Here is a 19,545-nt window from a genome sequence, read left to right as displayed (position 1 = left end):
CCCGCGGGCATGCTCATTATCTCTGGCAGGCGGCCGTCATGGCCGCGTCGCCTATGCAGTCCGGCGAAGGCACGGTGACGCCGATCGCCCTTACCGATTGTTCGATTGGCGCGGCGGCCGCATCCGGCCTTGCGCTCGTCAGTGGCGCCTCTCCCGGCAGCGGCACGCGCGGGCCGATAGGCGCCGGCACCGCTGCGACGCCTTGAGCTGGTTGCGCGGTCCAGGCGCTGCGAACGGCAGCGGCCCGCGGCCGGCCGACAACGGCAGGCGCCGGCTCGTAGCCGATCGGCATCGGGCTGGCGCGATAACCGCCCTCGTCGGGATAGATCGGTGCGCCGGTGCGCCCGAGCGCCACGTCGGCGGGCGGCGGATTGCCGTAAGGGTTCCAGACCTCGCCGTCGAAGGTGCCGGTGACGGTGTAGCCATAGACGATGCCGAGCAACTGGCGCTCGCTCGCTCTCGCATCGCAAAGGCGCAGGCGCAGCTGGATCATGCCGAAATTACGCGCCTGGGTATTGGCGTTGGTGCTCGAGCGGATCTGCTGCCAGGCATAGACGCAGGTGTCGCCGGCACGGCTGCGGCCGGAGGCATAACCGAAGGGGCCATAGGCGTTCTGCAGGAAGGTCGCCGACGTCGCCATCGGCACGCCGGGGGCCGAACGGGCCACCTCGCGGGCAATGCCGCTCTCATTGATCTTGCTGAAGCCGGCATTGCCGGCGCCGGGATTGGCCCCGGAAGCGCCGAAGAACTGGACCTTCAGGGAATTCTGACCGGGCACGGAGGATGAGGTAAACAGCGAGATCGTCTGCTCGACGCCGTTGCCGCGCTTGCGCTCGACGACGCTGACGATCGACGGGCCGCCCGGCGGCGGCAGGACCAGCGCCTTTTCAGGCGCCACGGTTTCCGGCGCGGAAGGCTGGCGCACACCGCCTGTCGATGTGCAGCCGGCCATCATGCCCGCCACGGCCACCAGCAATATTGTTTTCCGCAAGCGCATGTCTCGAGCCGCCGCAATCGTCTTTCTAGAGATCCATTCGCAAGCCGAAACGCGACGGATCGTCGAATCAACGACCGGTTGGTCGTCCGTTCAGAATAAACGTCCAACATGGTTAGCGAAAAGTAAACAAGCGAGCTCTAACATCACCATCTGGGCTCTTTTCGAACGCTGTTCAGGCAGATCAACCGTATGATGCAAAAATTAATTTAGTAACAACTTAAATGCTCTCATTGCGTCTGTCACTGCTGTTGCGAAAAGCCGCGGGGAACTATGCCGCATGGCCAGCGTTGCCTTGATGTCTTAGGTAGGAAAAGGAGAAATCCAATGCGCAAGACCATGCTGGCTGCGGCCGCCATGCTGACCATCAGCTCTGCCGCCTTCGCGCAGAGCACCGTCATCGTCACCGATCCCGCACCGACCGGCTCAGTCGTATTGCCCGGCGAGGTGCGCACCTATGTGATGGAGCAAAACACACCTTCCGTCGTCTATGAAGGCGACATCGCGGTCGGCACGACGCTGCCCGATACCGTCGAAGTGCATACCGTGCCTGATATTGACGGCTACGGTTATACCGTCGTCAACGAGCGACGCGTGATCGTCGAGCCGAAGACGCATCGCATCATCCAGGTCCTGGAATAACCCGATCTTGAACTATGGACGTGCGGCCGTATTTCGGCTTCACGTCCTCTCATCTTCCATCCTCGCCGGTACATTCAGAAGTTCGCGGATCTTGTGGGCGAGCTGCTCGAGGCTGAAGGGCTTGGCAAGCAGGGAAACGCCGTGATCGAGCACCCCATTGTGAACGATGGCATTGCGGGTGTAGCCGGTCGTATAGAGGATCCGGATCGCCGGCCATTTTTCCCGGACGATATCGGCAAGCTGGCGTCCGCTCATCTGCGGCATGACGATATCGGTGAAGATCAGGTCGACTGCCGCATTTTGCTCCAGAAGCATAAGCGCTTCCATGCCGCTAGCCGCCTGCAATACGGTGTAACCGAGTTCATGCAGGCTTTCGGCGGTCATGGTGCGGACGTTCTCATCGTCCTCCACCACCAGGATCGTATCTTTGACGCTGCCCTGAGGAAGCGGCTGGGCGCCGGCGACATTCAACCGGGCGTCCGCCGCGCCGACAAGACGGGGAAGATAGATCTTCAACGTCGTGCCCCTGTCGATCTCTGAATAGATCTTGATGTGGCCGCCGCTCTGCTTGACGTAGCCGTAAACTTGGCTGAGGCCGAGACCGGTGCCTTTACCGGGTCCTTTGGTCGTGTAGAACGGGTCGAAGGCTCGTTCGATCACTTCCGGCGACATGCCGGTGCCGGTGTCGGTGATGCTGATCATCACATATTGGCCTGCCTCGACCTCCGAATGCATGCGCGAATATCGCTCGTCGAGTTCGGTATTGGCGGTCTCGATCGTCAGATTTCCGCCGCCCGGCATGGCATCGCGAGCGTTGACGGCAAGGTTCAGGATGGCATTCTCGAGCTGGCTCAAATCGGCAAAGCTCGGCCAAAGGCCGCCGGCAAGCACAGTCTCGATCCGAATGTGCTCGCCGAGCGTGCGACGCAGCAGCTCCGACATGCCGCCGACTAGCTTGTTGAGGTCGATCATCTCAGGGGCGAGCGGCTGCTGGCGCGAGAAGGCGAGAAGACGCGCAGTCAGCACCGCCGCTCTCTGCGCCCCGTCTCTGGCATTCTGGATGGAGTATGGCAGGCGAGGATCCTCGCTGCCGGTCAGGCGCCGCTGGGCGAGATCGAGATTGCCGATGATGATTGCCAGCATGTTGTTGAAATCATGGGCGACGCCGCCGGTCAGCTGGCCGATCGTCTCCATCTTCTGCAACTGGCGGACCTGCGCCTGAGCGGCAGCATTCTCTTCCATCTCGTGCCTGAGCTCGGCAGTGCGCTGGACCACTGTCTGTTCGAGGCGCGTGTTGAAGCTGTTCAGTTCACTGCGAAGGCGGCTTTGCCTGCCATGGGCGATGATGATCATCTCCATCAGGCCAACGATGATCACGGCATTGATAAGATAGGTGGAAAGGCCGACCCATTGGCCGGCGCTGGCCGGCCAGAAAACATTATGCGGCTCGACGAAAAACTGCTGGACAATGAAACCGGCAACCAATGTCGCGACAAAGCCCGGCCCGGCGCCGCCTATGAAACTCGCGAGCAATATCGCCGGAAGGAAGCTCAGGAAGGGAAATCCGGAGAGAGAGTCGCTGGCGGCAAGCCTCAGAAGAAACGTCAGGCCAACGAAGGCAATGGCCAGCGGATATGTATAACCCGGCCTGTGACGCAGCCAATCCGTGGCACTCAGCAAATCCATCCGACACCCCTTCTTACAGCGCCGCGCGTCTTTCGAAAGCCGCAAAAGACGCTGCAACACTTTGAATTGCTGCATAATTTTTTCCATAAATCGATTCCGATTTAAGGAATTATGCGGGAGCCGTTGCAAAGACGGCATCCAGCTTTTGCACATCGAATTTCAACCGGCAATATGCTGTTTCTCGCACTGCCGACCACGGCGTCTTGACGAGCCGTGCAAGCAGTCCACATAAACCTCCATGCCTAAGCGTGTCGCAATCTTTCAGATTCGCTCCTTGCGCTTTAGGTCTTTGTTTTTAGGCATGTCGTTATCGCAAAACCGCTCACAATTTGCGCGACATGCTTTAGCAAGGGGGCAATGGGTGAACCGGATCATGAAAGACATATTCATCGTCGAAGACGACACGCTGATTGCCATGCTGCTCGAGGACATGCTCGTCGATCTGGGCTACCGGGTGTGCGCGAGCGCGCCCGATCTGGAACGGGCGCTGACAACCGCCAGGGATACGGAGTTCGACGCTGCAATTCTCGACGTTTCGCTTGCAGGGCAGAGTTCGCTGCCGGTCGCAAAGCTGCTCGATGAACGCGGAAAACCCTATCTCTATGCGACGGGATACGGTACCGCACCTGAAGGCAGCAGCCCAAGCACGCTGCCTGTGCTGCAAAAACCCTTCCAGCTCAGCGAACTCGAACAGGCGATGAAGCGGCTTACCAAAGCCTGACGTTCCTGTTCAGCGCACCTGATCGAGCAGACGCTTGCATTCCAGGAGGTCATAGAGCGCCTCCTGCAGCAGCGCCCTGTCTTCCTTGCCAACGCTCGATTTGCCGATCGAGACTTCCTGCTCGTCGTCTCCGGCGACGAAATTGAAGAACCGGCGGGTGATCGGCGGCTTGGCGCGGCCGACGATCTGGTCTTCGTCGGCCAAGCCGACGCGCGGTTCCCCAGCACCCGTGTCCTGCACGCCCGACGCTAGCGCCTCGACGCTGGCGAGGTCGCCATGACCGACCGATATGACGAACTTGTTGCCGTTGGTCTTCAGAAGCTTCTGCACACCCTTGATCGTATAGCCGTGATCATAGAGCAAATGCCGGATGCCCTTGAGGAGGTCGACATCTTCCGGCCGATAGTAGCGACGGCCGCCGCCGCGCTTCATCGGCTTTATCTGGGGAAAACGCGTCTCCCAGAAGCGCAGCACATGCTGCGGCAGATCAAGATCGTCTGCGACTTCGCTGATGGTGCGAAAGGCATCGGGGCTCTTGTCCAACGTCATGCTGTTACGCGACCTCGCGGCTCGATCCTACGGCGACTCATCATATTTCAACGGTTTGGCGCCGACAATTCAAGTCATGTCTTGACGTTGCGCACAAGGATGGAGAGTGCGAGGGAGAAAAAAAGCCGTTTCCGAAACGGGAAGCCAATTATCAGGGAGCCGGATTCTGCGGCTTCAGCTTGATCTTGCGAGCAACATGCGACTTGAGGATGCGCGTCTTCAGCACGTTCGATGCCTTGAAGGTCATGACCCGGCGGGGGGAAATCGGAACCTCCTCGCCGGTCTTCGGGTTGCGGCCGATTCGTTCGTTCTTGTCGCGCACCTGGAAGGTGGCGAAGGAGGAAAGCTTGACGGTTTCACCACGCACGATGGCGTTGCAGATCTCGTCGATGACGGTTTCGACCAGTTCCGCAGATTCGGTCCGGGAAAGCCCAACCTTTCGGAAAACGGATTCCGCCAGGTCTGCTCGCGTCACTGTTTTTCCGGTCATGGTTTCCCCGCCCATACAAAATATTTTGTGAAATCGCACGAAGAGTATTTGTCTTGCGCCTTACGGTCAAGCTCTTGTTCGCCGCCAGTTTTTTAGGATTCGTGCCTACCAGCGCAGCAGAACCGCACCCCAGGTAAAGCCGCCACCCATCGCTTCGAGCATCACCAGGTCGCCCTTCTTGATGCGGCCGTCGCCGGCAGCGGTCGCAAGTGCCAACGGGATCGAGGCGGCCGACGTATTGCCGTGCAGGTCGACGGTGATGACCACCTTCGCGGCATCGATGTTCAGCTTTTTCGCCGAACCGTCGATAATGCGGCGATTGGCCTGGTGCGGCACCAGCCAGTCGAGGTCATCGGCAGTGGTGCCGGTCGAATCGAAAGCCGCCTGAATGACATCGGTGATCATGCCGACGGCGTATTTGAAGACCTCGCGACCTTCCATGCGCAGCTTGCCGACAGTGCCGGTGGTCGACGGTCCGCCATCGACATAGAGCTTTTCCTTGTGCGAGCCGTCGGAACGCAAATGCGCGGTCAGCACGCCGCGATCGCTAACGGTTCCCTTGCCTTCGGTCGCTTCGAGTATGATCGCGCCGGCGCCGTCGCCGAAAAGCACGCAGGTGGTACGGTCGTTCCAGTCGAGAATGCGCGAAAAAGTTTCGGCGCCGATGACGAGAACGCGCTTTGCCAGCCCGCCGCGGATATAGGCATCCGCGGTCGTCACCGCATAGACGAAACCGGTGCAGACGGCCTGGACGTCGAAGGCGAAGCCGTGACTCATGCCGAGCCGGTTCTGGATGTTGACCGACGTGGCCGGAAACGTGTTGTCCGGCGTCGAGGTGGCACAGATGACAAGATCGATATCGGCAGGTGTCAGGCCGCCATTGGCAAGCGCTGCGCGTGCGGCGGCCTCGCCGAGCGACGCCGTCGTTTCGTCATCGCCGGCGACATAACGCTGGCGGATGCCGGTGCGCTGGACGATCCATTCGTCGGATGTGTCGACGATGGCCTCCATGTCACGATTGGTCATCACGCGCTTCGGAAGTGCGGCTCCGAACCCGCGAACCACTGAACGGATCATCTTTGATTGAACCCCATCGCTCATGCCGCTTCCGGGCCCATCGGGGGCAGCCGCTTGGCATGATATTTCTTAAGATCGTTTTCTATTTTCTGATTGAGGCCGTTCTTGGCCATGTCGTAGCCGACTTCGATGGCGGCTGCGATGCCTTCGGCATTCGCCCCGCCATGGCTCTTGATGACGATGCCGTTCAGGCCGAGAAACACGCCGCCATTGACCTTGCTCGGATCGAGCTTCTCGCGAAGCATGTCGAAGGCGCTTTTGGCGAAGAGGTAGCCGATACGGGCGAGCAGCGTGCGCGACATGGCGGCCCGCAGATATTCGCCGATCTGCTTGGCGGTGCCTTCGGCGGTCTTGAGCGCGATGTTGCCGGAGAATCCTTCGGTGACGACGACGTCGACCGTACCCTTGCCAAGGTCGTTGCCCTCGACGAAGCCGGAATATTCGAGCGAGTCGATGTTTGCCTCGCGCAACAGCCGGCCTGCCTCCTTGACCTCCTCCTGGCCTTTCATCTCCTCGACGCCGACGTTGAGAAGGCCAACCGTCGGACGTTCGACTTCGAAAAGCGCGCGCGCCATGGCGCCGCCCATCAGGGCAAAATCCATCAGCTGCTGCGCATCGGCGCCGATCGTCGCGCCGACATCGAGCACGATGCTCTCACCCTTCAGCGTCGGCCAGATCGCGGCAATCGCCGGACGCTCGATATTGGCCATCGTGCGCAGACAGAATTTCGCCATCGCCATCAGTGCGCCGGTATTGCCGGCCGAGACCGCGACATCGGCCTCCCCCGTCTTCACCGCCTCGATCGAGCGCCACATGGTGGAGATGTAGCGGCCTCGGCGCAGCGCCTGGCTCGGCTTCTCATCCATGGCGACGGCAAGCTCGCAGTCGTGAAAGATCGATTTTTCCTTGAGTTTCGGAAATTTGGCGAGAACCGGATCGCACTGTTCCTTGAGACCGTAGAGAACGAAGGAAATATCCGGATGCCGATCCAACGCCTTGGCGGCGCCGGGGATGACAACCTGGGGACCAAAGTCGCCACCCATGAGGTCGAGAGATATTCTGATCACGCGTCCCTGATCCTTCTTTTCGCCGAGGGCGAAATTTCGGCCAAAATACCGGTTTTGGCGTCGCTTACAACTGAATTGTGTCAAATGCCAGAGGGGCTTCAGTCCTTTTTCCAGTCCTTGAGAGCTGCGAAAGCGGAAGGCTTTTTGTCGTCCTCGCCGCTGTCTTCGACGTGGCCGGAGAATTCGATACCCTGCTTGCGCGGATAGGGATCGATCGCGAGCGCGGCGAATTCGGCAACCACCTCGCCGGCGTCGATCGTATCGCCGACAAAGTTTTCGGGCAGATCGGGACCGTCTGGATCGAGCAGCATCTCGCCGGCGTCGTTGCCGGCCTGACGGGCAAGCTTGGAGCCCTCCGGCACGAAGATCTGCTCGAAGCTCTCGTCGATGGCGGATTCGACCGGTTCCAGCGTCACGACGCAGGACTGGACGATCTTCGCCTTCACCCGGCCCTTGATGCGCACGCCGTCGCGCTTCCAGCGGGCAATCTGCAGATCGGCGCTGAGATCGTCGACGGAGACGACATTCCAGGTCCGGGCCAACGCCTTCAGTTCGCTGGCGTCGGCTTCGACATGGACCTCGACGGGGTTGGCCGAGATATGGCCGACCTTGACGTGATAGGAGAAGGGAACACCGTCCCGATCATTCTGCATCGTTTCCTCCTTCAGCTGACCGGCGGGAGCGTTGCCGAACCGGTGGCGATTACCTCTTCGGCCGCGGCGGACAGATGCGATTCTGCAACCATCATCCATCCGGCGAGACCGGACATATCGGCCGGCGCCGAGGTTTCGGGGTAGATATTGCGCTGAAGGGCAAGAGCGAGGGCTTCGGCATCGCCTGTGTCCATCGCCTTCGAATAGGCTTCGAGCCGGCCGTAAAACATGCCGGCGAGCTTCTTCATGCGCTTCGGCACGCTGTTGTCGCCGATGCCGAGTTCCCGGATCGAATAGTCGATATCCTGGAAGAAAGCGTCGACGATCTCCTGGGCGATCTCCTGGCCGCTGGTGGCGGAAGCACGGGTGCGGCGAAAAAACAGAATCATGGCAATCGACAGCATCTCGAAACGGCCCATGACCGTATCCGGCACATTGAGGCGCTCGTAGAGTTCCGGCATGCGCGCGGCCGCCGCCAACGCCGCATATTGCCTGTCGACGATCGCTTGATTGTTGTTTTTCTTGCGGAAGAGCCCGAGGATCATTGTTTTTTCCGGAAATGCCTCATTCTTCATGCCGGCTGGCGTTTGGCCTTGTTGCATGATTTCGAAAGCTGGTTTACCGAAGCAGGCGCGAATTGCAATGCCGTTCATGGCCAGTTTCGGGACGACGCCTTCGACGCGTCAGCGAAGCGAATTCGGGACATTCGACCCGGAATGGCCACAATGGTTTTGCAGGAGGTAAAGCGTGCAAGGCCCAGAATGGCTGCTATCGACACTCACAGGGAGTAGATGTCGTTGAAGAAACGGTATTTCAAGTCTGACATGAAATTCTTCAGCAATGCGGCCATTGCCCTCATAATTGCCTCCACTACCGCTCTCTCCGGTTGCCAGACCAGCACCGTTCTCAACGGCGGCTACGTCGCCGACCAGCAGTCGCTGAACCTCGTTCCGGAAGGCTCCAGCCGCGAGCAGGTGCTGCTTTCGCTCGGCACCCCGTCGACGACGGCGACCTTCGACGGCGAAGTCTTCTACTACATCTCGCAGCGGCGCACGCGTGCGGTCGCCTTCCAGAAACTGAAGGTCGTCGATCAGAGCGTTCTGGCGATCTATTTCGACAAGGACGGCGTCGTCAGCCGCCGCGCCAACTATGCGCTGCAGGACGGCAAGGTGTTCGACACGATCGGACGCGTCACGCCGACCGGCGGCAAGGAACTCACCTTCCTGCAACAGATGCTTTCCGGCGGCAGCGCCGCGAGTGCTGCCCGCAGCCTGTTCGGCGGCGGCGCCGGCGGCACGCCGCAGAACCCAAGCAGCCTGCGCTGATCGGACACGCCTCATACGAAAACCCGCCGGATCGCTCCGGCGGGTTTTTTTATGGTCGCTGTGTCGGCTTGAATTGTGCCAAGCCGGCGGCGTTGTTTATCCGGCGAGAACGGCGAGCAGCAGCAGCGCGACGATGTTGGTGATCTTGATCGCCGGGTTGACGGCGGGGCCGGCGGTATCCTTGTAGGGATCGCCGACGGTATCGCCGGTGACGGAGGCCTTGTGCGCATCCGAACCCTTCATGTGACGCACGCCGTCCTTGTCGACGAAACCGTCTTCGAAGCTCTTCTTGGCGTTGTCCCAGGCGCCGCCGCCTGATGTCATCGAGATGGCGACGAAGAGGCCGTTGATAATGACGCCTAGCAGCGATGCGCCGAGGGCGGCAAAGGCGGAGGCCTTGGAGCCGGAGATGAGAAGCACGCCGAAATAGACGACGATCGGCGCCAGCACCGGCAGCAGCGACGGCACGATCATCTCACGGATGGCGGCCTTAGTCAGAATGTCGACCGCCCTGCCGTAATCCGGCTTTTCCGTGCCCTGCATGATGCCGGGCTTTTCCTTGAACTGACGGCGGACTTCCTCGACGATCGCGCCGGCTGCACGGCCGACGGCGGTCATGGCGATGCCACCGAAGAGGTAGGGAATGAGACCTCCAAAGATCAATCCCGCCACCACGTAAGGGTTGGAAAGATCGAAGGAAATTTCGCCGATGCCGGCAAAATATGGGAACTTGTCGCCATTCGCCGCAAAATATTTGAGGTCGTAAGAGTAGGCCGCGAAGAGAACCAGAGCGCCGAGACCGGCAGAACCGATGGCGTAGCCCTTGGTGACGGCTTTGGTCGTATTGCCGACGGCATCAAGCGCATCGGTGGATTTGCGCACCTCCGGCGGCAGATGCGCCATTTCGGCGATACCGCCGGCATTGTCCGTTACCGGTCCGAACGCGTCGAGCGCGACGATCATTCCGGCGATGCCGAGCATGGCCGTGACCGCAATGCCGGTGCCGAACAGGCCGCCGAGCTGATAGGTGGCAAGAATGCCACCAACGATGACGATGGCAGGCAAGGCCGTCGATTCCAGCGAAACGGCCAGGCCCTGGATGACGTTGGTGCCGTGACCGGTGACCGAGGCCTGGGCGATCGAATTGACCGGACGCTTGCCGGTGCCGGTGTAGTATTCGGTGATCACCACGATCAGCGCAGTGACGACAAGGCCGACGATGCCGCAGAGGAAGAGGTGCGTGCCGGATATATCGGCGCCTCCGACGGAACCGATCGATCCCCAGCCAATGGTGAGCGAGGTGGCAGCACCAAGGCCGACGATCGACAGCAGCCCGGTTACGATCAAGCCCTTGTAGAGAGCGCCCATGATCGAGCCGTTCGAGCCGAGTTTGACGAAAAAAGTGCCGATGATCGAGGTGATGATGCAGGCACCGCAGATCGCCAGCGGATAGACCATCGCCGACTGGAGGATCGGCGCGCCGGCAAAGAAGATCGCGGCGAGAACCATGGTGGCGACGACAGAGACCGCATAGGTCTCGAAAAGGTCGGCGGCCATGCCGGCGCAGTCGCCGACATTGTCGCCGACGTTATCGGCAATCGTTGCCGGGTTGCGCGGATCGTCTTCGGGAATGCCGGCTTCGACCTTGCCGACCAGATCGCCGCCGACATCGGCGCCCTTGGTGAAGATGCCGCCGCCGAGACGGGCGAAGATCGAGATCAGCGACGCGCCGAAGCCGAGCGCCACCAGCGCATCGATGACTTCGCGCGAGCCGCTCTCATGGCCGAGCCCGATGGTCAATACCGTATAGTAGATGGAGACGCCGAGCAGGGCCAGGCCAGCCACCAGCATGCCGGTGATCGCACCCGACTTGAAGGCGATGTCGAGGCCGGCGGAAAGGCTGACGGAAGCCGCCTGGGCGGTGCGCACATTGGCGCGGACGGAGACGTGCATGCCGATGAAACCAGCAGCACCGGAAAGCACGGCGCCAATCAGGAAGCCGATCGCGGCCTCGCCGGAAAGAAGCAGCCAAGCTAAAATGAAAACAACAACGCCGACAATGGCAATGGTTCTGTACTGGCGCGTCAGATAGGCTTGAGCGCCTTCGCGGATATAGCCCGCGATCTCCTGCATGCGGCTATTGCCCTGATCGGCGGCAAGCACCGACCGGGTTGCCCAGGCGGCATAAACCACCGAGAGCAGACCGCATGCGATTACGCATAAAAGAATCGTCATTTCGCTCTTTCCTCCCATAGGCCGGAGATCACTCCTTCTCCGGCAGATACGCCGCCGAATCGCCTTCCTCTCCACAGAAATGCCACAGCTAAGCGGTGCGGAGATTGCGTGGTCGATCACGTGGCGTCAAGACCGCAAGGGGCGAAAACCATTGCGGTACGAAGAAAGACGTAGGGGGATTATTTGGCGGCTAAAGACTTATTTCTTCGCCTCGCCGCGGACCTGCTTTGCGATGCGGTCGAGCACAGCGTTGACGAGCTTCGGCTCGTCGTCATCGAAGAAGGCCTGGGCGATCTCGACATATTCGGTGACGATGACCGCCACCGGAACGTCCTTGCGATCGGTGATCTCGAAGACGCCGGCGCGCAGGATGGCGCGCACGGTGCTGTCGAGGCGCGACAAGGCCCAATCATCCTGCAGGGCTGCGGCAATCAGCGGATCGAGGCGGACCTGATCGCGCACGACGCCGGAAACGATGGAACGGAACCAGGCGACATCGGCCTTCAGATAGGTCGCGCCGTCGAGTTCCTGGCCAAGACGGTGCGCCTCGTATTCGGCGACGATCTCCAGAACGCCGGTGCCGCCGACATCCATCTGATAGAGTGCCTGAACGGCAGCAAGACGGGCAGCGCCCCGCTGGTTTGCAGTCTTGACCGGCCGTTCCGTCTTGTCGTCGTTCATTCGTTATGCACCCAGTTTCTGCTTCAGCTCGATCATGGTCAGAGCTGCACGAGCGGCAAATCCGCCCTTGTCCTTATCCGTGCGGCGCGCGCGCGCCCATGCCTGTTCGTCGTTTTCGACGGTCAGGATGCCGTTGCCGATGGCAAGGGACTCGCTGACCGCAAGATCCATCAAGGCGCGAGAGGATTCGTTCGACACGATATCGAAGTGATAGGTCTCGCCGCGAATGACCATGCCGAGGGCGACATAGCCGTCATAATGCGTTCCGCCATTGTCGTCTCCATCGAGCGACATGGCAATCGCTGCCGGAATTTCCAGTGCGCCGGGGACGGTGACGACCTCGAAGGTGGCGCCGGCCTCTGTCAATGCGAAGGTCGCGCCTTCGAGCAGGGCGTCGGCCATGTCGTCGTAGAAGCGGGCCTCAACGATCAAAATATGGGGAGCGGTCTCTCTCGGCATGGTTCACCTTCGGTTGGCGGGACATTTACCCACTCGGCAGCCCGCGGTCAAAACATGCCTTCGGCCGAATGGCAAGCAATTTCGCCTGATGCCGCAATACGAAAGACGAAATTCTGCAAGGGGATAGCAGCACTATAGATGCACAGCTGGGCAAGCCTCTCAAATCAGCTTTCCCGGTCGCCCGGAAAGCGGCAATTCGAAGGCAATTTTTATGAACAATTCTTAATGGATTTTCAGTGGCTTAACCCATTGAATCGCGAATGCGAGAACGCCAATTCCATGTCGTGACGCAGACGATCCCCTGCAACGACAGCCGACCGTCTAAGCAGATGAAAGGATACCAATCATGCACCGCGTTCTCACCATCACCCTCGCTGCCGCCCTCTCTTCCCTCGCCTTTGCCGGCGTCAGCCGGGCCGAAAGCCTTGGGATGAACACGGCCCAGGGCATCGAGCAGACACTCAGGACCTTCCACGGCAATGACTTCAATGTCGAGCAGGTCCACAACTGGCGTAACCTCGACGACGAGACGACCGGTCCGCGCTCGGCACCGGAACGTTCTGGTCAGGCCGTTCACGGCATCCAGGCCTCGATCGACGCCAACAGGTCGCTTGCCCACCGGCTCAACAACGAAGGCGTCGACGTCCGCAACATCGTCAACGCCGAGCAGGCAGCTGATGGAAGCTTGACCTTCTACGTCCGCTGACGCTCCAGCGCATACCCCCGAAAATCGGAACGATCTTCGGGGGTATGCGTGGGTTAAAAGGGATCGAGCGTCTGGCGCACCTTGTTCGATGCGTGGCGCTCATAGCATGGGCGGCGGTCTCCTCTCCGCCCATGCTGGGGATATCAGAGATAGGCCCAGATAATCATTGAATTTTCCCGGGATGACGGCTTCTCTTGTTGAAACAGGAGGACGTCATGGCAACGGAACAGAAGGCGGTGATCAATACCGCCGATCTCAAGCTCGACCACTGGAAACAGGGCGAGCTCTATGAAAGCACCGACACCTCTTTCGGCGCGCTACTTGGCCTGGCCGGGCTCGGCGTCAGCTACAACGAGGTACCGCCCGGCAAATCGGGCTGTCCCTTCCACAACCATCACGTCGAAGACGAGCTCTTCTATGTGATCGCGGGCGCCGGCGAATACCGCTTCGGCGACGCGCGCCATGCGATCAAGGCTGGCGACGTGCTTGGCGCGCCGGCAGGCGGACCGGAAACGGCGCACCAGATCATCAACACCGGCACGGCCACACTCGTCTATCTCGGCATCTCGACCATGGCGAAGACCGAGATCGTCGAATATCCAGATTCCGGAAAGTTCCTTGCCAAGACCAATAGAGACGGTACAAAAACCGGGCGCTTCCGCCACATCGGACGGCCGGAAGGCGATCTCGACTATTGGGACGGCGAGCCCGGCGCATGAAGGATCCGATGTGACCGACATTCCGACTCTCGAAACGGCGCGGCTGACGATTCGCCCTCACCGCCTCGACGATTTCGACGCGCATGCGGCACTATGGGCGGACGAGCATGTCGTGCGCTTCATCACCGGCGTGCCGTCGACACGCGAGCAGAGCTGGAGCCGCATGCTGCGCATTGCCGGCATGTGGCACCATATGGGCTTCGGCTTTCTGGCGATCGTCGAAAAGGAGAGCGGCCGGTTCATCGGCGAAGCGGGCTTCCTCGAAGCCCGGCGCGAGATGGAACCCTCGATCGAGGGGACGATGGAGGTAGGCTGGGCGCTGATGCCTTCGGCGCACGGCTGCGGTTATGCCACCGAGGCGCTGACCGTCCTGATCGGCTGGGCGGAAACGCATTTCCCAGGAAAACCGATGAGCTGCATCATCAGCCCCGAGAACCAGGCCTCGCTGCGGGTCGCAGCCAAGCTCGGCTTCCGCGAGACGGCGCGCACACAGTACAATGGCGAGATCATTCAGTTTTCGCGGTAGGGAATTCCACCAAGCGGGCAACATAGCGCGCGCCATTGCGGGCTTGCTGACATTTGCCGCCATCGCCAACAGCAACGGCAAGTTTAAGAAAATGGATATCGACACCCTCAACTTGCGACACCCAACTTCATCCCCGGATGGGTCCGGACTTCGCACCTGCTACGCGCAAGGAACGCACTTTAGAGTCGCTGACAAGAGGCAGAAACGCTTGGAATACTGCCGTCCGCCACCTTGACACAACTAAGCATTGACGGGCGAGCCGCGTGGTAATTGCAGCCGGCAGAAACTCCCCATCCATAAGAGGCTGATCACAAATATGACCATTTTCATTGTTTGCCACAAGGATTTGCCGAGCTACCCTCCTCCCGAGGGCTCGAAAATCATATGGCTCAATTCTAAACCTCCTTTGGACAACAAGGGAATGGATGTCATTGCCGGCTATGATTTTTTCAGCGAGCCGGAGGAGATTCACGCGAAATTGTCAGGATCGCTGGGAACGATCGTAATCGCGAAAGTCGTTTCCGAAGAAGCAGCAAAGCCTCGCAACATTACTATCTGGCAGTATCGTAAATTTTTAACACGACTAAAAATAGGAACACCAAATCCCGAATATCCCGGGATGAATACAGCAACCTCAGAAGAAGTAGGAATCATAAAACCGGAGAATCCGGCGATTTTTACAGAAAGCTTCTTCTTACCTCGGCCATTAAATCTCCATAACATATCTCAACACTATGCACGCTTCCACAATATTGTTGACTTCCTGCGATATACAGCGTTTGCAATCGAAGCAAACACTTTAACGCAAGCCGAAGCTTTGCAATTTTTTAATTCCAGCACTTTCGTTCCTGGAGGCATTGAACTCGGCACGTATCCGACGGACTGGTGGCTGGATACTTTTGTGCGCCTTGTGGCGCCGTCTTTTGAATTTGCGAAACGATATCAACCGTTTCAATCCGAAGACCCCGTGCAGAAACGTGCGATCTCATTTTGCCAGGAGCGTCTGGGAAGCTATCTTCTAATCAAACGGATAGCCGAACTCTATGGCAATAGCTTACCTGGGTCCTTGTTCGGAGAAATAGCGACCGTATCGAATGATGGGGTCTACAAAAGCGGCGTATAAACCGAGGCGGCCCAACGTAAAATCGCAACTCTTTGCGATACTGGCAGCAGAAGCGGCTGAGCCAATGAAGCTGGCTAGAAAAAGCCGACCCCAGATAGTCGAGCTCCCACACTCCCGCCAGGCTGACCAGTGAAAGTTCTGCGAACAGTGTGGCGCAAGCTTCACCTCAAATAGTAGGCACCAAACAGGCTCGAGTTGCCGTTCTGCGGATTTCCCATACAGACGGCAGCCCTTCGCGAAGGACAATACCTTGACGATCAATCAGCCCATTTCTTCTTTGCCGGCCGGTCTTCCTGATCTGGCGCTTCTCACGGAGAAGGCTGCGGGCACTGGATCCGTCATTGTCTATCAGCCTTATCTCGATCCCTCGCAGCGCAGCCAGCTCGATGCGGCTGCCATGCCGCTCGACATCTCGTTCAATACGCAGGCTACGACCCGCGAATATGAACTCTTCCTCACGCTGCATCAGCATCACGAGGCGATCGGCCTCGGCGACGACGTGTTTTGGGGGCTGCTCTCCAGCAAATTCGAGATGAAGTCCGTCACGAGCTTCCCATCTTTTGTCACCGAGGCGGAAAAGGCAAGGGCGGAAGGTGCGGATGCCTATCTCTACAATCCACTGATCGGCCACGCCGCGATCTACAGCAACGTCTGGGAACATTCGCTGCTTGGCGGCCATCCAGGCATGGATCCGATCTTCCTGCATATCCAGGAGCTCGGCTATCCGATCGCACCGCCGCAGGACAAAACCGCCTTCGCGTTCTGCAACTATTTCTGCGGCAACAGGAAGTTCTGGTCCGGATACTTCGCCTTCTGCGAACGTATTCTGGGATCGCTGGAAAATGAAGCGCGCCTCGGCACGCCGGCGGGCACTGCCTATGCCGGTTCGGCGCAGTATTCACGCGACGCCAACGCGACGATGCGCCCCTTCGTGATCGAGCGTCTGCTCGGGCTCTATGTCCAGCAGGCTGCTGCCAAAGGATTGAAGATCGCCGCCTTCGTGCCGGCGCCGGCCCATTTCGAGTGGAAGTTCGGCGTCCGCCTCGGCCGGATGCTGCATGGTCTCTTCGCCGCCAAGGAGGCTTTTCTTCAGAGCCGCGACCAGGCCCACTTGACCTCTTGGCAGGAGGGCCGTCAACCATTGATCAAGCAGCCGCACCTTATCTGGGGGGCTGATGATCCGCCCGGCTGGATGCCGCGCGGCCAATTTATCGGCGGCCGCGAATTGATGCGCGCCTATGCCCCGCAGGCGTCAGGCGCTTCCCCAGTACCACAGCAGCCGATGCGGACGGAAAGGCCCGCTATATCAGCCGCGCCGAAGATCGAGCAGCCGCTCCGCAACCAGTTGCAGCCCTTTGCCGGCGGATGGCAGGCACACAGGGACCGTCATTGCATCTGGATCGTGACGCCCGACAACTACAATCACAGCCATGCCTTCGACGAAGTCGCGCTTGGCCTACAGGGCGCCTTCGAGGAACTCGGCGGCTCGGCACCGATCACCCGGGACATGAACGCATTCGCCGGCCGTGCGCCGATCATCTATGGCGGGAATCTTCTCCCCGCTGAAATCGTCAGCCATCTGCCGAACGACAGCGTCGTCATCAATCTCGAGCAGGTGTCCGAAGAAAGCATCTGGATCAATTCGCGCTACACCTCGATCCTGAAGTCGCTTCCGGTTCTCGACTACAGCCCGCGCAACCGGGAGAATCTCGCCGCCAAGGGCATTGATCACGCCGGCGTGCTCGAGATCGGCTATAGCGGCTGCCTCAGCCAGATACAGCACGCCACCGTCAAAGATATCGACGTGCTCTTCTACGGCTCGATGAACGAACGCCGCCACCATATCCTGAAGACGCTGAAGGACGGCGGGCTCGAGGTCGCGCACCTCTTCAACATCTACGGCGCGGAACGCGATGCGGCGATTGCCCGCGCCAAGATCGTGATCAACATCCATCATTATGCGAGCGGCGTCTTCGAGATCGTGCGCATTTCCTATCTGCTCGCCAATCGCGTTTGCGTGCTGACTGAAGGCGACATCCGCGATCCGGACCTTCAGCCCTTCATCGGCGGCTTGGCAATTGAGCCCTATGACGACATGATCGAGCGCTGCTACAAGCTGATCGCAGATGCCGACGAGCGCGATGCCATTGCCGCGGCAGGCCTTGCGGCCATGCGAAGCCGCTCGCAGGCGGACATGCTGATGAGCGTCATGAGGGCGGGCGCTTGATAAAGGCCGCAAAAAGGTAAGTCATGCGTATTGAGACCACGGCCATCGAGGGCATCATTGCGATCACGCCGCCGCGCTTCGGCGATCACCGCGGCTACTTCTCCGAAGTATTCAAGGATGCCTGGTTCCGGGAAAATGTGGCCGACGTCACGTTCATCCAGGACAATGAATCGCTTTCGGCGCAGACCGGCACCGTCCGGGGGCTGCATTTCCAGATACCGCCCTTCGCACAGGGCAAGCTGGTGCGCTGTCTTGCCGGGCGGATCATGGATATCATCGTCGATATCCGCGAGGGATCGCCGAGCTTCGGTAAGTGGCTCTCTCAGGAGCTCTCGCCGGAAAATGGTATGCAGCTCTGGGTACCGGCCGGTTTCGCACACGGATTCGCAACGCTCGAGCCGAACAGCGTCATCAGCTACAAGGTAACCGCACCCTACAGCCCGCAGCATGATCGGGGCATCGCGTGGAACGATCCGGCGATCGGTATCCGCTGGCCCTTCTATGAGAGAGACATGGTATTGTCCGACAAGGACAAGATACTGCCGCGGCTCGCCGACCTGCCAGGCCATTTTTCCTGTTCAGCACAGCAACCCAGGGATTGATCGACGATGCGCATACTGGTCACGGGCGGAGCGGGCTTCATCGGATCGGCATTGGTGCGCCATCTCGTCAGCGAGATCGGCGCCGAGGTGCTGAATGTCGACACGCTGACCTATGCCGGCAATCTGGCATCGCTGAAATCCGTCGAATCGGCGCCGAACTATCAATTCCTGCAGGCCGACATCTGCGACCGCGCCAGGATGCAGGAAGCATTCGCGTCCTTCCGCCCTGATATCGTCATGCATCTCGCGGCAGAGAGCCATGTCGACCGCTCGATCTCGGGCGCGGACGATTTCATTCAGACCAACATCGTCGGCACATTCAGCCTGCTGGATGCCGCACGGCACTATTGGGATGGGCTCGACGCTCGCCGCAAGAGTGCCTTCCGCTTTCTGCATGTCTCGACGGACGAGGTCTACGGCTCGCTCGGCGACGAGGGCCTCTTCGAGGAGACGACGCCTTACGACCCGTCCTCGCCCTACTCCGCCTCCAAGGCCGCCAGCGACCATCTGGCGATCGCCTGGCACCGCACCTACGGCCTGCCCGTCGTTGTCTCGAATTGCTCCAACAACTACGGCCCGTTCCATTTCCCCGAAAAGCTCATTCCGCTAATGATCCTGAACGCACTGGAGGGCAAGCCTCTTCCGGTTTACGGCAATGGCGCGAATGTCCGCGACTGGCTCTATGTCGAAGACCACGCCCGCGCGCTCTTCACGATCGCATCCAGTGGGCGCCCCGGCGAAAAATACAATGTGGGCGGCCGCAATGAGCGCAGGAACATCGATGTCGTTCATCGCATCTGCGCTATTCTCGACGGCGTCTGCAGTGACAAGGGACCGCATGCACGCCTGATCACCAACGTCACGGACCGCCCCGGACACGACGCACGCTATGCGATCGATGCCTCCAAACTCGAAAGCGAACTCGGCTGGAAGGCGCAAGAGACCTTCGAAACCGGCATCGAGAAGACCGTGCACTGGTACTTGGAAAACGAATGGTGGTGGAGGCCGCTGCGCGAAAATGTCTACTCCGGCGAACGCCTCGGCGTTTTCAAGGGACGATAAG

Annotated in this window: 21 protein-coding genes; 10 read left to right on the top strand and 11 right to left on the bottom strand. The window is 59.8% G+C overall.

The annotated features are described in order from the left end of the window. Positions 1–16 precede the first annotated feature (16 nt). Positions 17–997, bottom strand: a complete 981-nt coding sequence (gene bcsN / locus ACM5SV_RS10555) for a cellulose biosynthesis protein BcsN (protein WP_128405777.1) — start codon at positions 995–997, stop codon at positions 17–19. 324 nt (positions 998–1,321) lie between these two features. Here bcsN and ACM5SV_RS10550 point away from each other — a divergent pair, with 324 nt between their 5' ends. Then, the gene (locus ACM5SV_RS10550; RefSeq protein ID WP_012756907.1) at positions 1,322–1,636 is read left to right on the top strand and encodes a DUF1236 domain-containing protein; all 315 of its coding nucleotides are present in this window, start codon (positions 1,322–1,324) and stop codon (positions 1,634–1,636) included. Positions 1,637–1,675: 39 nt separating this feature from the next. On the opposite strand, the gene ACM5SV_RS10545 is transcribed toward ACM5SV_RS10550, so the two are convergent. Further along, positions 1,676–3,322 (bottom strand): ATP-binding protein, encoded by a 1,647-nt coding sequence (locus ACM5SV_RS10545; protein ID WP_222014295.1) that lies wholly within the window; start codon positions 3,320–3,322, stop codon positions 1,676–1,678. 373 nt (positions 3,323–3,695) lie between these two features. On the opposite strand from ACM5SV_RS10545, the gene ACM5SV_RS10540 reads away from it, so the two are divergent. Then, positions 3,696–4,043, top strand: coding sequence for a response regulator (locus ACM5SV_RS10540; protein ID WP_222014296.1), 348 nt, complete (start codon positions 3,696–3,698; stop codon positions 4,041–4,043). Positions 4,044–4,052: 9 nt separating this feature from the next. On the opposite strand, the gene ACM5SV_RS10535 is transcribed toward ACM5SV_RS10540, so the two are convergent. The 6 genes from ACM5SV_RS10535 to ACM5SV_RS10510 all read right to left on the bottom strand — a co-directional run bounded on the left by ACM5SV_RS10535 (position 4,053) and on the right by ACM5SV_RS10510 (position 8,532). Further along, complete coding sequence (locus ACM5SV_RS10535; RefSeq protein WP_012756904.1) at positions 4,053–4,592, bottom strand: MerR family transcriptional regulator; 540 nt, start codon at positions 4,590–4,592, stop codon at positions 4,053–4,055. A gap of 151 nt (positions 4,593–4,743) precedes the next feature. After that, entirely contained in the window at positions 4,744–5,082 is a 339-nt protein-coding gene (locus tag ACM5SV_RS10530) for an integration host factor subunit alpha (RefSeq protein WP_003558352.1), read from the bottom strand. A gap of 105 nt (positions 5,083–5,187) precedes the next feature. Next, positions 5,188–6,159, bottom strand: a complete 972-nt coding sequence (locus ACM5SV_RS10525; protein ID WP_026157310.1) for a beta-ketoacyl-ACP synthase III — start codon at positions 6,157–6,159, stop codon at positions 5,188–5,190. 20 nt (positions 6,160–6,179) lie between these two features. Then, on the bottom strand, positions 6,180–7,226 hold the full coding sequence (gene plsX / locus ACM5SV_RS10520) for a phosphate acyltransferase PlsX (RefSeq protein WP_012756902.1): 1,047 nt from the start codon (positions 7,224–7,226) through the stop codon (positions 6,180–6,182). Positions 7,227–7,324: 98 nt separating this feature from the next. Then, a complete protein-coding gene (locus ACM5SV_RS10515; RefSeq protein WP_012756901.1) occupies positions 7,325–7,879 on the bottom strand; it encodes a YceD family protein in 555 nt (184 codons plus the stop codon). 11 nt (positions 7,880–7,890) lie between these two features. After that, the gene (locus ACM5SV_RS10510; RefSeq protein WP_017993574.1) at positions 7,891–8,532 is read right to left on the bottom strand and encodes a ubiquinol-cytochrome C chaperone family protein; all 642 of its coding nucleotides are present in this window, start codon (positions 8,530–8,532) and stop codon (positions 7,891–7,893) included. Between the two features lie 138 nt (positions 8,533–8,670). On the opposite strand from ACM5SV_RS10510, the gene ACM5SV_RS10505 reads away from it, so the two are divergent. Beyond that, a complete protein-coding gene (locus ACM5SV_RS10505) occupies positions 8,671–9,204 on the top strand; it encodes an outer membrane protein assembly factor BamE (protein ID WP_012756899.1) in 534 nt (177 codons plus the stop codon). A 96-nt stretch (positions 9,205–9,300) separates the two neighbouring features. Here ACM5SV_RS10505 and ACM5SV_RS10500 read toward each other — a convergent pair whose 3' ends face one another. From ACM5SV_RS10500 to ribH, 3 genes are all read right to left on the bottom strand, one after another. After that, positions 9,301–11,439, bottom strand: a complete 2,139-nt coding sequence (locus ACM5SV_RS10500; RefSeq protein ID WP_012756898.1) for a sodium-translocating pyrophosphatase — start codon at positions 11,437–11,439, stop codon at positions 9,301–9,303. Positions 11,440–11,637: 198 nt separating this feature from the next. Continuing rightward, the gene (nusB, locus tag ACM5SV_RS10495; protein WP_012756897.1) at positions 11,638–12,120 is read right to left on the bottom strand and encodes a transcription antitermination factor NusB; all 483 of its coding nucleotides are present in this window, start codon (positions 12,118–12,120) and stop codon (positions 11,638–11,640) included. A gap of 3 nt (positions 12,121–12,123) precedes the next feature. Beyond that, positions 12,124–12,579: a 6,7-dimethyl-8-ribityllumazine synthase gene (ribH, locus tag ACM5SV_RS10490; RefSeq protein ID WP_017993572.1), complete on the bottom strand. Its 456-nt coding sequence runs from the start codon at positions 12,577–12,579 to the stop codon at positions 12,124–12,126. Between the two features lie 346 nt (positions 12,580–12,925). Between ribH and ACM5SV_RS10485 the strand changes: the two genes are divergently transcribed. The 7 genes from ACM5SV_RS10485 to rfbB all read left to right on the top strand — a co-directional run bounded on the left by ACM5SV_RS10485 (position 12,926) and on the right by rfbB (position 19,544). Continuing rightward, a complete protein-coding gene (locus ACM5SV_RS10485) occupies positions 12,926–13,285 on the top strand; it encodes a hypothetical protein (protein WP_012756896.1) in 360 nt (119 codons plus the stop codon). Positions 13,286–13,500: 215 nt separating this feature from the next. After that, the gene (locus ACM5SV_RS10480; protein WP_113545993.1) at positions 13,501–14,004 is read left to right on the top strand and encodes a cupin domain-containing protein; all 504 of its coding nucleotides are present in this window, start codon (positions 13,501–13,503) and stop codon (positions 14,002–14,004) included. A gap of 10 nt (positions 14,005–14,014) precedes the next feature. Then, a complete protein-coding gene (locus ACM5SV_RS10475) occupies positions 14,015–14,530 on the top strand; it encodes a GNAT family N-acetyltransferase (protein ID WP_222014297.1) in 516 nt (171 codons plus the stop codon). Between the two features lie 316 nt (positions 14,531–14,846). Further along, on the top strand, positions 14,847–15,653 hold the full coding sequence (locus ACM5SV_RS10470) for a hypothetical protein (RefSeq protein ID WP_012756893.1): 807 nt from the start codon (positions 14,847–14,849) through the stop codon (positions 15,651–15,653). Positions 15,654–15,903: 250 nt separating this feature from the next. Next, positions 15,904–17,880: a glycosyltransferase family 1 protein gene (locus ACM5SV_RS10465; protein WP_222014298.1), complete on the top strand. Its 1,977-nt coding sequence runs from the start codon at positions 15,904–15,906 to the stop codon at positions 17,878–17,880. Between the two features lie 23 nt (positions 17,881–17,903). Next, a complete protein-coding gene (gene rfbC, locus ACM5SV_RS10460; RefSeq protein WP_222014299.1) occupies positions 17,904–18,482 on the top strand; it encodes a dTDP-4-dehydrorhamnose 3,5-epimerase in 579 nt (192 codons plus the stop codon). A gap of 6 nt (positions 18,483–18,488) precedes the next feature. Further along, positions 18,489–19,544 carry a dTDP-glucose 4,6-dehydratase gene (rfbB, locus tag ACM5SV_RS10455; RefSeq protein ID WP_017993569.1) on the top strand — a complete coding sequence of 352 codons (1,056 nt, stop codon included), beginning with the start codon at positions 18,489–18,491 and terminating at the stop codon, positions 19,542–19,544. The last annotated feature ends 1 nt before the right edge of the window (position 19,545 follow it).

The organism is Rhizobium sp. CRRU65 (genome assembly GCF_048551595.1).
GTDB classification, from domain to species: domain Bacteria; phylum Pseudomonadota; class Alphaproteobacteria; order Rhizobiales; family Rhizobiaceae; genus Rhizobium; species Rhizobium leguminosarum_J.
Note: the sequence above shows the minus strand (reverse complement) of the source record. Positions and strands in the feature narration are given on the sequence as shown.